Source organism: Glutamicibacter sp. JL.03c (assembly GCF_025854375.1).
Taxonomy (GTDB): Bacteria; Actinomycetota; Actinomycetes; order Actinomycetales; family Micrococcaceae; genus Glutamicibacter.
In genome coordinates, this window is sequence record NZ_CP107575.1 from 1,326,800 (window position 1) to 1,341,459 (window position 14,660).

Genomic DNA, 14,660 nt, shown 5'->3' on the forward strand with positions numbered 1-14,660 from the left:
TGCTCCTAAGGGTGCAGGGATACTGCGGTGGATATTTTGTGTTTGGTCGTCTTGTGCCAGCGGTTTGCTGGCAGATGCTGGTCGAGCAAGCTCATTCCGGTAGCGAACTTCGAGATGCGCGACGGTCGAATCTGGTGGCTCCACAGCAATTTGTCGGCCGGACCAGCATTCATGGCGGACTTCGTTTCCACGATGATTTCGTTGCATTCAAGGCGCGTCCCGGACTTCGGGTCCGTCCACACCAGGTTGGTGTCCACGGTGACACGGCTGTTCGTCTGGGGCAGATACAAGGTCGTGCGGGTATACGACGAATCAATGACCGGGGTGAGCAACTCTGGATCAATGGGGCAAGTACCCAGCTCATGGCCGAGAGTCTCTTGAATGTAATCCAGCGATGCTCTGCTCAGCGCGTCACGAGACATGAACGGATGTTCAACGCGTTCCTTGACCGTTTGCTCACGGGCACCTTCGGTTTTCACTTCCAGATAGCACTGCTTGGTATCCATGTAGCTTCGGGTGCGGATCTTGAATCGGCGTCGGCGAGGATGGGCTGCCAGATGAAAGCTGGCGAGATCAGGAGTATCGAAGTACACCGAGGTGTAGTCGGAAGCGCGGCGTTCATCAATGGATAGGACCAGCGCCTGCTGCCCCAGTATCGGGAGAACGTCGGCGGCTTGCTGTTGGCTAAGGATGTATTTGCGGTCCGTTCGGGTCTGCAAGGCAGCGGCCGCGTTGAGTTCTTCGAGGCTAATGGTTTCTAGGTGGTCAGTGAAATTCATCGTGTCTGTCCGTTAATCACTTCGTGGTTTTCTACGGTTCGTGACGCAGAGGTTTCGATCATCGTGGCCGTGGGCTGTGAGAAACGAACCTTGACGATGGTCTTGTCGTTGATCAGGTCCAGCTGCTGAACTACTGCCTGGTGGATGGTTGCTCCTCCGAAGAGCAAGCTCAGATGGGCATTGAGTTCATCGTCATTGGCGATGGCCCGATCCAGAATGACCTCCTGGTGGCGGTAGGTCGGCAAGACTTTCGAATGATCGGCGACCAGCATGGCGACCAAGATCAAGCCCACCAGAGCCAATGGCAGCCAAATCGGCGTTGGACCCATTCCGGTGATCAGGCCAATGGCCAGCGCCGAGAAGTAATACGCGATCTCGTGCTGTTCCAGCTCAGTAGAGCGCAAGCGGATGATGGAAAGAACCCCGAACAGTCCCATGCCCAGACCTGCGCTGACCGTGCTTCCTGCCAAAGCGGTGGCGACCGCGAAAACTCCGATGTTGATACCGATATACGACACGGCCAAATCACGACGTCGATGACGGCGAAGGTACAGGCCGAAAGTGAGGATCAAAATGGCAGCAATATCGGCGGCTGCAAAAAGCAAGATGTTCATGGAAGTCCTTATAGTTCTTCGAAAAGGGGGCTTCAATAAGCATTGAATCCTTTACTGTGCGATTCGTAGGACGACCACTTGAGGAAGCTAAGGCGCAGGTCAAAAGGAACTCTCGGACAAGAAAATGGATTGTTTTGCAGCAGTTAAAAACGCGGAATTCTGGGAAATTTCGACGAAATTTTGGCTTCCGTATGCATTGATTATGAAAATGCCCAGAAGGGCAAAACGGGCCATCGGTTGCGCTCTGCCACAATGGGTTCTATGGTTAGTTACATGAGTAACTAACCCACTAACCAACCTGGTGGGTTTGAGCACGGAGAGGAGCCAGCATGATCGATGATTCGAAACCGATTTTCATGCAGATCGCTGAGCTGATTGAGAACGACATCATCTCTGGTGTTCTAGCTGAAGAAGCGCAGGTTCCATCAACCAATGAGTTCGCAGCCTTCTACCGGATCAACCCGGCGACCGCTGCCAAAGGGATTAATCGTTTGGTGGAAGACGGACTGCTCTATAAGAAGCGGGGGATCGGCAGGTTTGTCACACAGGGCGCACCACAGCGGTTACGCGAAAAGCGCCGCGAGAAATTCCAGCAGCAATTCATCGCACCACTGACCGCCGAAGCATCCAAACTCGGCATCGGCATCGAAGAACTGGTCTCCATGATCAAGACCGGTTCAGCAGGCTAACCATCATCACGAGGTAAGGAGGAACAGCATGACTCGATCAACAGCAATCGCCACCCGCGAGCTGAGCAAGACTTATAAAGACGTACGCGCCCTGGATAATGTGACTCTGGATTTGGAACCTAACCGAATCTACGGGCTGCTCGGCCGTAACGGTGCAGGCAAGACCACACTGATGTCCATCCTGACTGGACAGAACTACCCTGATCAGGGAACGGCACACATCTTCGGACGCGCACCCTTCGAGAATGACTTGACCCTTTCGCGCATCTGCTTCATTCGCGAATCGCAAAAGTACCCCGAAGACTTCAAAGTCCATCAAGCTTTCAAAGCCGCCGCAATGTTCTTCGAGAACTGGGACGAGCAGCTGGCGCTAGATCTTGTTGAGGCCTTCGCCCTGCCGGCCAAGCGTCGGATCAAGAAGCTGTCCCGCGGTCAGCTCTCTGCTGTCGGCGTCATCATTGGTATGGCTTCTCGCGCCGAGATCACTTTCTTTGATGAACCGTATCTAGGGCTGGATGCGGTGGCCCGGCAGATCTTCTACGACCGTTTGGTTGAAGACTTTGCCGAATACCCACGCACCATCGTGCTATCCAGCCACTTGATCGATGAGGTGGCGAACCTGCTTGAACACGTCATCGTGATCGATAAGGGCCGCATCGTAGTGGACAGTGACGCCGAAGAACTCCGTGGAGCCGCGGTCACCGTAACCGGCGATGCGAAAAAGGTCCAAGAATTCATTGGGGCGGCCGAGGTACTGCACCGCGATTCACTGGGTGCGCTGGCCAGCGTGACTATCAAGGCCAAGCTCAGCGGGGGCCAACGCGAACAAGCTAAGCTCATGGGGCTGGATTTGAGCCCAGTCTCACTGCAGCAGCTGGTTGTTCGCAGTGCCTTGAGCACCAACGAAGGAACTGACGAAAGAACGGAGGCACGAGCATGAACCGCATAATGAAAGTTGCGCGCATGCAGCTGATCAACAAAGCCACCTTTATCGGCATTCCGCTGATGATCCTGGTCAGCGCGTTCCTCTTCACTGTGGCAATCTGGTGGCTGGTTCGCCGAAGCGGAGGGGACGGAGTGCTGTATGGCGGCGGAGCCCAGGCACCCATGTGGTACTTCCTGGCGCTGGGTATTCAAGCGCTGACGATGACATTCCCATTCTCCATGGCGATGAGCATCTCGCGGCGTACCTTCTACCTGGGTACCTTAGCGCTGTTCGCGGTCTGTGCCCTGGTGCTCTCGGTCTTCTACTACCTGATGGGTCTAGTGGAAACCGCTACCGGCGGGTGGGGACTTGACGGACGATTCTTTGCACTGCAATGGATTGCCGACAACAGCGGGTTCATCCAGATCATGTTCTACTTCGTGTTAATGGTCCTGCTGTTCATGGTTGGGTTCTTCATCGCAACCATATACATGCGCTGGCGCCAAACCGGCATGGTGGTCTTCTTCACTCTGTTGGGACTGCTGGTTCTGGGCATTATCGCTTTGTTCACCTTCACGAGCTTCTGGGGTCAGTTCTGGAGCTGGGCGCTGACTTGGACTGCCGGGTCGGTCACCCTGTGGGGGGCGCTCGCAGCTGTCCTGATGGCTGCTGGTTCCTATCTCACCTTGCGCAAAGCCACCGCCTGATCGCTGGCATGGAACACGAACATCAGGTGCAATGCCCTCGCCACTGGCGGGGGCATTGACCTGCCTGCTCTGAAAAGCTCTTGTTATTCTTTGAATACTTCAACAACGCCGCCACGATCTCCCAGGAGAACCGCCATGCCTATCCAAGGAACAGGAACTCGAGACCATTTGAATGCCTTGGAATTACGGCGCTCCTTTAGGACCAGCGCGACTAATCTATGGCGGTACCTCGTTGACTCGGATTATCTCGATCAGTGGTTTGGCGCCTGGCAGGGGGACCCCGAGAGCCGACGGGTACAGGTCACGCTCAGCGCCGAAGAAGGCTCACCTACAGAGTCGGTGGAGATTCTTGATTGCGACCAGCGAGCCTTGCTTCTGGAAGTTCGCACGGGTCAGGGCAGCGAAAGCTGGCAGCTGGAACTGCACATCGAGACGCGGGACGAGGGGAGCGAATTGGTCTTCCGGATGCCCGGACTGGACCCGCAGATGGCCTCTTCGGTGGGGCCAGGGTGGGAATTCTATCTGGACCGACTAGTCGCTGCGGTGAATGGCAAAGACGCTGGCCTTGTGGTGTTTGAACCGGACTACTACCCGGGACTGAGCGACTACTATAAGGCGCTGTTCAACTCATAAACCACGAGCTACTCCAATGTGAGATGCCCTGCCTTGGCAGGGCCTCCCAGTTTCCGGCCATGAGTAATACGTGCACGTCAGTACCGACATGCAAGGAAAATGCGGAACGGGTCGATGCAGCCCAGCAGATTCCGCCCGAACCCCACCGTGGTCTTGAATGCCGTGTCTTGAGCCAAGAAGAGTAAGCTGTTGGGCGTGGCATTGGACTTCACAGCAGTAGATTTTGAGACAGCAAACGGTTTTATCGGCTCCGCCTGTTCGGTGGGGCTGGTTAAGGTCCGTTCCGGAAAAATCGTTGAAACCGAGCAGTGGCTATTGAAGCCTCCTGTTGGTTTCGACCACTTTGACCCGCGCAACGTGTCGATCCACCACATCACCCCGGACATGGTTGTCGACGCGCCGCGCGTCACCGAGAAACTGCCAGAATTGCTGGACTTCATTGGCCCGGACGTCCTGGTAGCGCATAATTCAGCCTTTGATTCAGGCGTCATCCGGGCTGCTTCGGAAGCCAGCGAAATCCCCGTTCCGGAAATCGCGCACCTGTGCACTGTGAAGCTCTCCCGCAAGGCCTACGACCTGCCCAGCTATTCGCTGCCCTTCGTTGCTGAAGAAGCGGGGCATCCGATTGAAAACCACCACGAAGCGCTCGCCGACTCCACGGCCTGCGCTTGGGCCATGATCGATATGGCCGAGCGCAGCGGCTTTGGCTCCTTGTTGGAAACGGCTGACCACTACGGCGTGCGTTTGGGGCTGACCTCGGCTTGGCAGCCGGGGGATGAATATTCTCGTGCTACTCGCGACGCCCGTGGGTGGCTAGCCTCCGGCCACCCATTGCCACCACAGGACGTGTTCAATAACTGGCCCCAGGAGGGGCCGAATCCGTCTCCGAATCCCGAAGCTGATCCGGGGCATCCGCTCTATGGGCAGATCATGGTCTTCACCGGGAACTTGGCACTGCCACGCCCGCAGGCCAAGGAACTCGCAGCAGAACATGGAGCGCAAACGGCATCCCGTGTTACCCGTACAACGACAGCTCTGGTTGTCGGCGATGGATTCGTCCCGCAGGACCTGGCTAATGGCCGGTTGACCAACAAGGCCAAGCACGTCTTGCGCCTGCGGGAGAAGGGGCAGAAAGTCACCATCATTTCCGAAGGCGAATTCATGCAGATGGTCGGTGGCTTCGGGCTCACCGCCTGATCGAAGCCAGATAGGCAATCGGTGGCCGGCTCATTCGAGCCGGCCACCGATTGCCAATTTCAAGGCCATAATCAGACCAGCAGAGCCATCCAGCGATCATGCAATTCGGAAATGATGTCGTCCAGCGCGCTGGCAGGACGCTCGCCAACAGCTTCGGTGCCATAGACCGCCGCCAGCAAGGCAACGGCGTAGGCATCAACCTCAGGATCGCGGTCTTCCGGAACGGACACCACCGATTCAGGAGCTGCCGCCACATCTGACTCGGCCGATTCGTCCTCGGAAGCATCGCCGAAGTAGGCGTTGTAAGCATCTTCAGGGGACAGCGCAATATTCTCGCGGATCCTTGCCACCACGCTGCCAAGAGCCTCGGCCGATGGACCCTCCAGATCGACGAGCAGGTCCTCCCACTCGCCAGCCGACTCCTCGGAACGCTCCATCGCCGATCGAATGATCTTTGCCGCGGCTACCGAAGTCTTTGCAGCTTGGGCATCATGTGTCAAGAATGCTGCCGAACGGGCCAGGGCTTCGGTCGTGCCCAACGGAACGCGGGCCAACAACGCGGTGATCGCCGCGCGAGGCAATACACCGGTCGAGTCAGCTCCGGCGCCGGTTGGGCGCCCAGCCTGGCCCATGTCGGCACTGTTCAACCCGGAGATATTCTGTGGATCGCCGTGAGCGATCTTCTCGAAAATCTCAACGTTGGGGAATTCGCTATCGATCCAGCGGCCCAAAGGTTCAGGCGCGCCGGTTGGGAAAGTCCCGGTGAGCTTTTTGTAGCTGCGAAGCGCGGCAAGCCACATGCAGGCCGCCTCGTCGCTAGCAACACCATCACGAGCCCACTCCAACGCCTCTAGCAGGCCATCGGCCAGATAGAGGGGGAGGATTTCGGTGGCACCGGGGTCGATGTCGTCACGGGCGTGGGTTGCGCCGTCGGCTAGGCCGAGGAGGATCGCAAACACCTTGTCTGAGTAGTTCTCTGGCAGGAGTACAGATTCACCGGTTTCATTCACAGCTCCATTCTAATGTCCAAGTTGTCCCCGACATTGCATATGGTTGGAAATATGCGATTGCTACACACCTCTGATTGGCATCTGGGCCGCACCTTCCACGGCGCATCCCTGATCGATGCCCAGCGCAGCGTGCTACAGGAAATCATCAATGTCACGGCCAATCAGCAGGTTCAGGCGGTGCTGATCTCCGGCGATATCTACGACCGGGCGTTGCCCCACGTGGACGCAGTCCAGCTGTGCAACTGGGCGCTGCGGGAACTGCGGGCCACCGGGGCCACCATCATCATTACCAGCGGCAATCATGATTCGGCCTCGCGCCTCGGATTTGGCGCAGAGCTTTTGGATAGCGCCGGGGTGCACATCATTGCTGATATCGATCGCATGGTCCATCCCGTGCTGTGCGAGGCGGGCGATCACCAGGTCGCCATTTTTGGCATTCCCTACCTGGAGCCCCGCATGGTGATGGAGCGGCTGGGAGCTACTAAAGCCAGCCATGAATCGGTGGTGCGGGCGGCTATCGGAGAGATCGATCAGCACCTCGAGGCAGTGGACCACGGCGGGAAGCCAGTGGTTGCTATCGCGATGGCGCACCTCTTCGCAGCGGGCGGCATCGGCAGCGATTCAGAGCGCGAACTGAGCACAGGAAACCTTGACGTGGTTCCCGTAGAGCTTTTCGAGCACTTCGATTATGCCGCCTTGGGACACCTGCATGGGCGCCAAAAGGTGCGCGAACATGTGCGCTATTCGGGTTCTCCCATGGCCTACTCATTCTCCGAGGTCAATCAAACCAAGGGCATGTGGCTGATCGATACCAGCGCAGATGGCATCGAATCGGTGCGGGAAGTCTTGCTGGCCGTACCCAAGAAATTAGCTGTCCTGAAAGGAAAGCTGCCGGATCTTCTCAGTGATCCGGACCTTGAGCACGCCACCGAGGCATGGTGCCAGATCACGCTCACCGATGCGCAGCGTCCCGCCGATGCTATGACAGCATTGCGAACTCGTTTCCCTGATACGGTCGTGCTGAATTTCGCTCCCGAAGGCGGAGCGGAAAACAGCGCTCCATCCACGTATGCGCAGCGAATGGCCAAGGCGACAAGCACCGAAGACGTGGTCGGCGACTTCATGGAGCATGTCCGCGAACGCTCGGCTGATGAAGCTGAACGCGAGGTCATCAGCACAGTTATCCGAGCTACTCGCGAATCGCAGGTGAGCCAGTGAGAATTCATAAGCTCCAGATCCAGGCCTTCGGCCCCTTCGCCGGCAGCGAGCAGATCGACTTCGACGAGCTTGCCGAAGGCGGACTGTTCCTCCTTGATGGCCCAACGGGTGCAGGCAAATCCAGCATTCTCGATGCAATATGTTATGCCCTCTATGGTTCGCTGCCTGGCAGTCGCACCGGCAGCCGCCAGATTCGTTCTGATCATGCTCCCGCGGAAGTGGCTCCAGAGGTAACCTGCGAGCTGACCATTGGTGATCGCCGCTTCGAAGTGACCCGGTCACCAGCGTGGATGCGCCCTTCAAAGCGCGGCAAGAACAGGACCACGGAACAAAAAGCTTCGAGCCTGCTCAGGGAATTCACGTCACAGGGGTGGAAGGAACTCTCGACCCGCAACGACGAGGTGGGACATGTGCTCGGCAGCCTCCTGGGACTCGACCGTGATCAGTTCACCAAAGTGGTCATGCTGCCCCAGGGCGGGTTTGCCGATTTCCTCAGAGCCAAAGCGAAGGACCGCGAGGATCTCTTGGCTAATCTCTTTGACACGAGCGACTACGCACGTATCGAAGAGGAATTCTCGTCGCGCCTGGCAGAAGAACGCAAAAAATCCGAAAGCGTCGAAGCACGCTTGAGCGCGGTTGAAGATGCCATTCATTCTGAAGCACGAGCCTTCCTGGCAGGCCGCGAACAGCCCGATGATGCTGAAGAGCACTTTGCCGGGTACCGTATCCGGATTGAACAGATTCTCCAATTGGCCGAGGCAGAAGCCGCGAAGCTGAAAGTTAACCGGTCTCGCACTGGCGATGTGGTGCGGGCGCTGGATGAGCGCCGCCGCCTCTTCGCACGGCACAGCGAACTGAAAACCATGCAGCAGCGCTATGCCGAGAATCATGAAGCAGCGGTGATCGCCGGAGGCAGGCTGGAAAAAGATGCCCAAGCCAGTTCGGTGCGGGCCTATCTCGCGCAGTCGAAAAGCGCTCAGGCCACCGTGGATGAATGCTCGCTGGCCTGGAAGCGGCTGCAACGTTGGCTCAGCGAAGAAATTGGGCTATCCAGTGACGCGACGTCCGCGGGCCTGGAGGCCTTGCGCCAGCACAGCCAACAGGTTGCAGCGGAATTAGCCGTCGCCAAGTCAGCGCTGGATGAAGAACAACGCCGTGTTCCATTGGCCAACGAGGTTGCGCAGGCCAAGCAACGCGCCACCGAGCATGAACAGAACCGGGTGAGCGCCGAAGCCGCAGTTGCGCGGCTTTCAAGTGAACGCGAGGAATTGGCCAGCGGAGACGTGGATCAGGTCGCTGCGGGGGACAAGCTGCACCAGGCCAAGGAATGCCAGCAGCTAGTGGAAACGCAAATCGCCCACGCAATCGCCCGCGATGACCTGGAGGAAAAGGTCCTCTCGGCCCGCGAAGCGGCCAGCGCACAAGAGCTGAAGATTGTCGAAGCGGAGAAGAGATTGTTGGCTCTTCGCACGGAGCAATTGGGCCAAAGCGCGTTGCGCCTTGCCGCTGCCTTGGAAGACGGGCAACCCTGCTTGGTCTGCGGCTCGGCGGAGCACCCCGCCCCGGCGATGGCAGATGCGGACGCGACGCTGATTGATGACGAACAGATCCAGCGATCCGAGGCGCAGGTGGCCGAGGCCCGCGCTGCTGGGCAAAAGGCTGCCCAGGCTCGCGATACGCTGCAGGCCAAATTGGAAACGGCGCAACTGTCTGCCGGCGGGAAAAGCGTTGCTGAATTGCGGGTGGAACTTGGCCGCGCGCAGGAGGAACTGGAGTTTGTTCGAAAGCACCAGACCGAAGTCACCGCTCGCATCACGAAACTTGAACAGCTTCGCGCACGAATCGAGCAATTGACCGCGCGGGCAGCCCAGGCTGGCATCGAATACGCCACCGCGCACCAGAATGCCCAATCGCTCAGTGCCCAGTTGCAGGAGCTTGATGCCAGGCTCCAGGAACTGCGCAGCGGCAAAAAGAACCTCTTGGTGCAAGTGGCAGAGCTTCAAGGGAAATCAGATGGCCTGGCACAATCGGTTCACGCCTTGCAAATGCTGATCGACGCTCGCGTAGCGCTGGGCAAGGCGGAATCCTCGTGGAATACCGAACGCCAAGCCGCCGGGTTTGACACCGTTGAAGACTTCGCAGCGGCGATCCTTGATGACGAGGCGAGGGAGCGTTTGCGCCAGTTGCACCGCGCGGATGCAGATCTTTGCAGCGCCATCGCCACCTTGGAAAAATCAGAGGACTACCGTGCCGCCGAAGAGCTGCATGCCAAGGGCCTTGGTGCGCCGAGCGACGAAGAGCTCCAGGACGCGCGGGCGCAAGCTGCCAGCTCAGAAGGACACTACGAAGCTGCCCGCGAACAAGTTGTCTTGGCAGCCACGCGTTTGGAACGCCATGACCAGGCAGTCGATGAATTGCAGCGATTGCGGGCCGATGCCGGCCCGGTCATCGAAGCGTACCGCCGTCTTCGCGGGCTCGCCGAAGTCATCAGGGGCGGGGGAGAGAACCTCTACAAGATGACCCTGAGCACCTATGTCCTGGCAGCGCGGCTGGAGGAAGTGGCAATGGCCGCTACCGAGCGTTTGGATGCGATGTCCGGCGGTCGTTATTCGCTGCACCACGACGACTCAAAGCAGGGAAATGCCAAGTCCGGGCTGGGGCTCCGGGTGCTTGACTCGTGGACTGGCAAGTACCGGGAAACCCAGACACTCTCCGGTGGCGAGACGTTCATGGCGTCGTTGGCATTGGCCCTGGGGCTAGCGGATGTGATTTCCCATCACTCAGGCGCCGTGGACATGCAGACGCTCTTCGTAGACGAGGGCTTCGGCTCCTTGGACGCCGAGACCCTCGAAGAGGTGATGCAGGCTCTGGAGAATCTGCGCGCTGGCGGACGAACCATCGGCTTGGTCTCGCACGTTGCCGAGATGAAACAACGCATCACCAATCGGGTCTCGGTGCTCAAGACCCAGCACGGATCTGCGATTCTGCGAGACGGCCTGATGTTAGCTTCCCCATAGGATTGGACTTGGCCGGTGGCGGTGGCTATCTTGAAGGTAGTGCCATCAGGCATGTCTGGGAAATATTGTGCGTCGGGGGGTGTGGGACGACGCACGCTTCGTTATGGAGTTTTTGATGACTCAGTATGCGTTGTCGAATGAAAACCGCGAAGACCCGGCGATGAAATCCGGATACTCCGCGCTTGTTCCCTTGGTAGGGGCTCCCTTCCTGCCTCTTACATTTCTAGCCCGCCTGCCTCTAGCGATGCTGACCATCGGGTCCATGACCTTGGTGACCGCCACAACGGGATCTTATGCCTTAGGCGGTCTTGCCGCGGCCATGGTTGGCCTTGGCTCAGCCGTGGGTGGACCGGGCATTGGCTATTTGGCCGACCGTTTCGGGCAGCGCCCGATCTTGATCACCGTCGCCTTGATCCACAGCGTTCTGCTGGTCCTGCTGACCCTGCTGGGAAATAGCGGCCCAGATCTCTCGGTGGGCCTATTGGTCCTCATGTGCCTGGTTACCGGTGCCACCGGACCCCAGGTAGGGCCGATGTCCCGGGTGCGGTGGATTGCCATGACCCGTCAGCAGAAGAAAAATCCGAAGGTCCTCTCTGCAGCGTTGAGCCTGGAATCGATGTTTGACGAACTGGGATTCGTTTTCGGCCCGGTAGCAGTAGGGCTTCTTGCTTCGCTGGTGAACCCGGTGCTGCCGTTGTATCTTGCGGCCATCATGACCCTGGTCCTGGTACCAATTTTTGCCACGCACTCCACCGGAATGGCGGTGAAGCCCGCCAAGATGTCAAAGTCGGCCGAAAAGGTGCGAGTCTCAGGCACCCAGGTGGCCGCGATCAGCGCCTTGGTGCTGGGCATGATCGCATTGGGAACGGTCTTCGGCTCATCGGCTGCTGGCACGTTGGCTTTCGCCGGAGAGCAAGGGAACTCGAATGAAGGTGGCTTGCTCTATGGTGCCATGGGACTATCCAGTGCGATTGCCGCCATCTCAGTCGCGGCGTGGCCACAGTACTTCCGCCAGATCAACCGGTGGATTCTTTGCGGTGCACTGCTGACCGTGCTGAGCTTTGGCCTGCACCTGGCCGATAGCACTCCATGGATGATTGTGGCACTATTTGTCGCTGGCTTTGCCGTGGGCCCAGTCATTGTCACCGTCATGACCTTGGGCGGCGAAGTGGCTCCAGCGTCGCGGCTCTCCACGGTGATGACCATGCTCTCGGCAGGCATCGTTGTCGGCACCGCAATCGGCAATGGCCTTGCAGGAGTCTTCGCGGACTCGCTGGGCTACCTCGGGGCGTTCTGGGTCTCCACCGGAGGCGCGCTGGTCATCCTGCTCGCTGCCTTGACGATGAAGGCCATCGTCGCGAAGTCGCCGTCGCTCTCGCGGGTCCGCTAGCCAGCTCGCCCGCCGCAAAACAGCTCACCCGTCGTGGATCTTGAACGATCCACGACGGGTGAGCTGTTTTAGTGAATCGACTGGTGCTCAGCCAACCAGTTTCCGGTTGATCCGGCGGGCGGCGAGCTTCAGTGCTTCGATGACCGGTTCATGGGAATCCACGGTGCTCGTGGCGAAGACTACCGCAAGGGCTGCGGGAGTCTGTCCTGGCTGTTCGATGGGCACGGCCAGCGAGGTCACGCCCTGTATCACTTCATTCTCGCTGGTGGCGTAGCCTTCGCTACGAGCCTGGACCGCGGCCTCGCGGTAAGCGACGGTGGTATCCATCGCTTCCCACTGATCTTTGCTGTAGTGCGATTGGATGGCGATGCCTGCCGCTCCAACATCCATGCCGTGCACCGATCCAGGGCGGTGGACGATGGCTCGTTGCGAATTGAGCGGTGAAACGGACTGCAAGGTGGTGCACAGGTCGTATTCCCACACTGCGACAAATGCGGTCATCGACAATTCGTTGGCCAGTGTGGTCAGCTCTACGGTGGCGGCGGCCTGCAAATCGTGCTCAACCGAGCGGGCCAGCACGGCCAGCCCCGACGCGGAGCGGATGTGGCCTGCTTCGTCGCGATTGAGCAGGTGGTGCTGCTCCAGAGTACGGATGATGCGATAGGCAATGGAGCGGTGGACCTCGAGCTTTTCGGCAATTTCGTCAATCGAAAGGTGCACCGGGGAATTGGCGACGATTTCTAGGACGCGAATGCCACGGGAAAGCGTCTGGGAAGTAGGCATGGAACTTCAATCTGGCGCCTGGCATTGGTCAATGCCTGGTAGCGCCCTCGCTGTGAGCCTTGCGACTGCTGAATGGTTGCTCTAGCTGCAATTTTAGTCGTTCTCTATTAGAACATCGAATTCTTTTCCGTCATGGCGCGCGGGCCATGGTTCGGATGTTCGCTCGGACAAGCACTAGTGTTGTGATCTGATTCACTGTCAGACTATGATTGTGAGCATAACAAACCGTCCGAACGGTCGGTAAAGTAACGTGCAAAGGGCAACTCATGTCATCTACAGTCACTCGCACCCAGGAAGAGCGCCGCGTTCTCGCCGGCACCCTCGTGGGAACCACCATTGAGTGGTATGACTTCTTCATCTTCGCGCAGCTCACCGCAACCTTGCTGGCACCGCTTTTCCTGGCGCCTCTGGGAGCCTCGAATCCGGGTCTTGCTCAGATTCTCTCCTTTGCGATGATCGGCATTTCCTTCTTCTTCCGTCCGCTCGGCGCCATCGTCGCCGGCCACCTGGGCGACCGCTACGGACGCAAGAGGATCCTGGTCCTGACCCTGATCCTGATGGGTGCCGCTACGGCTCTTATCGGTGTGCTTCCCACCTATGCCTCAATCGGCATAGCTGCACCGATTCTTCTGGTTCTGCTTCGCATCATCCAGGGCTTCTCTGCTGGCGGCGAATGGGGCGGCGCGGCACTGATGGCGGTCGAGCACGCACCAACGAATCGCCGTGGCTACTTCGGTGCATACCCGCAGATTGGCGTTCCCATCGGCATGATCTTGGCAACCGGGCTGCTGTACATCCTCCGCGTCGCGATGTCGCCGGAAGCTTTCGAGACCTGGGGATGGCGCATCCCATTCCTGCTCTCGGTAGTACTCATCCTCGTGGGCTACATGATCCGCCGCGCAGTGGAAGAGTCGCCGGTGTTCAAGCAGCTGGCCCTGCGCAAAGCTGCGGAGCACACGCCGCTGCGTGAACTGATGGCGAAAAACGCCAAGCAGGTTGTGCAGGCAGCGCTGATCTTCATTTCCAACAACGCGGCCGGCTACCTGGTGATCGCCTTCTTCATCTCCTACACGACGGCGGTATTGAAGATGCCCGTTGCCCCAGTGCTGCTGGCTACCACCATCGGTTCGGTGGGCTGGCTGATCTTCACCCTCGTAGGCGGATGGCTTTCGGATCTGATTGGCCGCCGCAGTACCTTTGTCATCGGCTACGCGCTTGTCTTCGTGTGGATGATCCCGATGTTCATGCTGGTCGATTCCGGAAACATTGTCCTGTACACGGTAGCGATCTTCGTGCTGACCGTGGGCCTGGGACTGTCTTACGGCCCGCAGTCGGCCATGTACGCAGAAATGTTCCCGGCCCACGTGCGCTACTCGGGCATTTCCATCGGCTACGCCTTGGGCGCGATTCTCGGCGGCGCCTTCGCCGCGACCGTGGCGCAGATCTTGCTCGAATCAACTGGTTCATCGATTTCCATCGCCATCTACATCATGGCGCTGACAGTGATTTCGGTGGCCGCGGTGCTATGGGTTGGCGAAACCCGCGGGCGCAATCTTCATGTGGAAGAAGTCGAAGGCAGCTCCGAGGATCTGAAAACCTCGCACTAGGAGCTCCGTGGCGCAACAAACGGCCCGTGCCGTTGGCCAGATCATGTGGATCCGGTCGGCGGCACGGGCCGTTTGCCATGCGCGGGCTTCA

General features: G+C 58.7%; 13 protein-coding genes. 9 read left to right on the plus strand and 4 right to left on the minus strand.

Annotation, left to right across the window (positions count from 1 at the left end; all coding sequences use genetic code 11):
* Window positions 1-5: 5 nt before the first annotated feature.
* Both OF385_RS06135 and OF385_RS06140 read right to left on the minus strand, forming a co-directional pair.
* Window positions 6-779 carry a polyphosphate polymerase domain-containing protein gene (locus tag OF385_RS06135; RefSeq protein ID WP_264277457.1) on the minus strand — a complete coding sequence of 258 codons (774 nt, stop codon included), beginning with the start codon at window positions 777-779 and terminating at the stop codon, window positions 6-8.
* Entirely contained in the window at window positions 776-1,393 is a 618-nt protein-coding gene (locus OF385_RS06140) for a DUF4956 domain-containing protein (RefSeq protein WP_264277458.1), read from the minus strand. The genes OF385_RS06135 and OF385_RS06140 overlap by 4 nt, the downstream gene beginning before the upstream one ends.
* Before the next feature lie 329 nt (window positions 1,394-1,722).
* On the opposite strand from OF385_RS06140, the gene OF385_RS06145 reads away from it, so the two are divergent.
* The 5 genes from OF385_RS06145 (at window position 1,723) to OF385_RS06165 (ending at window position 5,544) form a co-directional block, all read left to right on the plus strand.
* Window positions 1,723-2,082 (plus strand): GntR family transcriptional regulator, encoded by a 360-nt coding sequence (locus OF385_RS06145; RefSeq protein WP_264277459.1) that lies wholly within the window; start codon window positions 1,723-1,725, stop codon window positions 2,080-2,082.
* A gap of 28 nt (window positions 2,083-2,110) precedes the next feature.
* Window positions 2,111-3,022, plus strand: coding sequence for an ABC transporter ATP-binding protein (locus OF385_RS06150; protein ID WP_264277460.1), 912 nt, complete (start codon window positions 2,111-2,113; stop codon window positions 3,020-3,022).
* A gap of 23 nt (window positions 3,023-3,045) precedes the next feature.
* Entirely contained in the window at window positions 3,046-3,714 is a 669-nt protein-coding gene (locus OF385_RS06155) for a hypothetical protein (protein WP_264277461.1), read from the plus strand.
* A gap of 135 nt (window positions 3,715-3,849) precedes the next feature.
* Complete coding sequence (locus OF385_RS06160) at window positions 3,850-4,347, plus strand: SRPBCC domain-containing protein (RefSeq protein ID WP_264277462.1); 498 nt, start codon at window positions 3,850-3,852, stop codon at window positions 4,345-4,347.
* 195 nt (window positions 4,348-4,542) lie between these two features.
* Complete coding sequence (locus OF385_RS06165; protein WP_264277463.1) at window positions 4,543-5,544, plus strand: exonuclease domain-containing protein; 1,002 nt, start codon at window positions 4,543-4,545, stop codon at window positions 5,542-5,544.
* 71 nt (window positions 5,545-5,615) lie between these two features.
* Here the strand turns inward: OF385_RS06165 and OF385_RS06170 are convergent, their stop codons facing one another.
* On the minus strand, window positions 5,616-6,554 hold the full coding sequence (locus OF385_RS06170) for an ADP-ribosylglycohydrolase family protein (protein WP_264277464.1): 939 nt from the start codon (window positions 6,552-6,554) through the stop codon (window positions 5,616-5,618).
* A 51-nt stretch (window positions 6,555-6,605) separates the two neighbouring features.
* On the opposite strand from OF385_RS06170, the gene OF385_RS06175 reads away from it, so the two are divergent.
* The 3 genes from OF385_RS06175 to OF385_RS06185 all read left to right on the plus strand — a co-directional run bounded on the left by OF385_RS06175 (window position 6,606) and on the right by OF385_RS06185 (window position 12,179).
* The gene (locus OF385_RS06175; RefSeq protein WP_264277465.1) at window positions 6,606-7,772 is read left to right on the plus strand and encodes an exonuclease SbcCD subunit D; all 1,167 of its coding nucleotides are present in this window, start codon (window positions 6,606-6,608) and stop codon (window positions 7,770-7,772) included.
* Window positions 7,769-10,789 (plus strand): AAA family ATPase, encoded by a 3,021-nt coding sequence (locus OF385_RS06180; protein ID WP_264277466.1) that lies wholly within the window; start codon window positions 7,769-7,771, stop codon window positions 10,787-10,789. Before OF385_RS06175 ends, OF385_RS06180 begins: the two co-directional genes overlap by 4 nt.
* Window positions 10,790-10,904: 115 nt before the next feature.
* The gene (locus OF385_RS06185; protein ID WP_264277467.1) at window positions 10,905-12,179 is read left to right on the plus strand and encodes an MFS transporter; all 1,275 of its coding nucleotides are present in this window, start codon (window positions 10,905-10,907) and stop codon (window positions 12,177-12,179) included.
* 87 nt (window positions 12,180-12,266) lie between these two features.
* Here the strand turns inward: OF385_RS06185 and OF385_RS06190 are convergent, their stop codons facing one another.
* Window positions 12,267-12,962, minus strand: a complete 696-nt coding sequence (locus tag OF385_RS06190) for an IclR family transcriptional regulator (protein ID WP_264277468.1) — start codon at window positions 12,960-12,962, stop codon at window positions 12,267-12,269.
* 266 nt (window positions 12,963-13,228) lie between these two features.
* Here OF385_RS06190 and OF385_RS06195 point away from each other — a divergent pair, with 266 nt between their 5' ends.
* The gene (locus tag OF385_RS06195; RefSeq protein WP_264277469.1) at window positions 13,229-14,569 is read left to right on the plus strand and encodes an MFS transporter; all 1,341 of its coding nucleotides are present in this window, start codon (window positions 13,229-13,231) and stop codon (window positions 14,567-14,569) included.
* The last annotated feature ends 91 nt before the right edge of the window (window positions 14,570-14,660 follow it).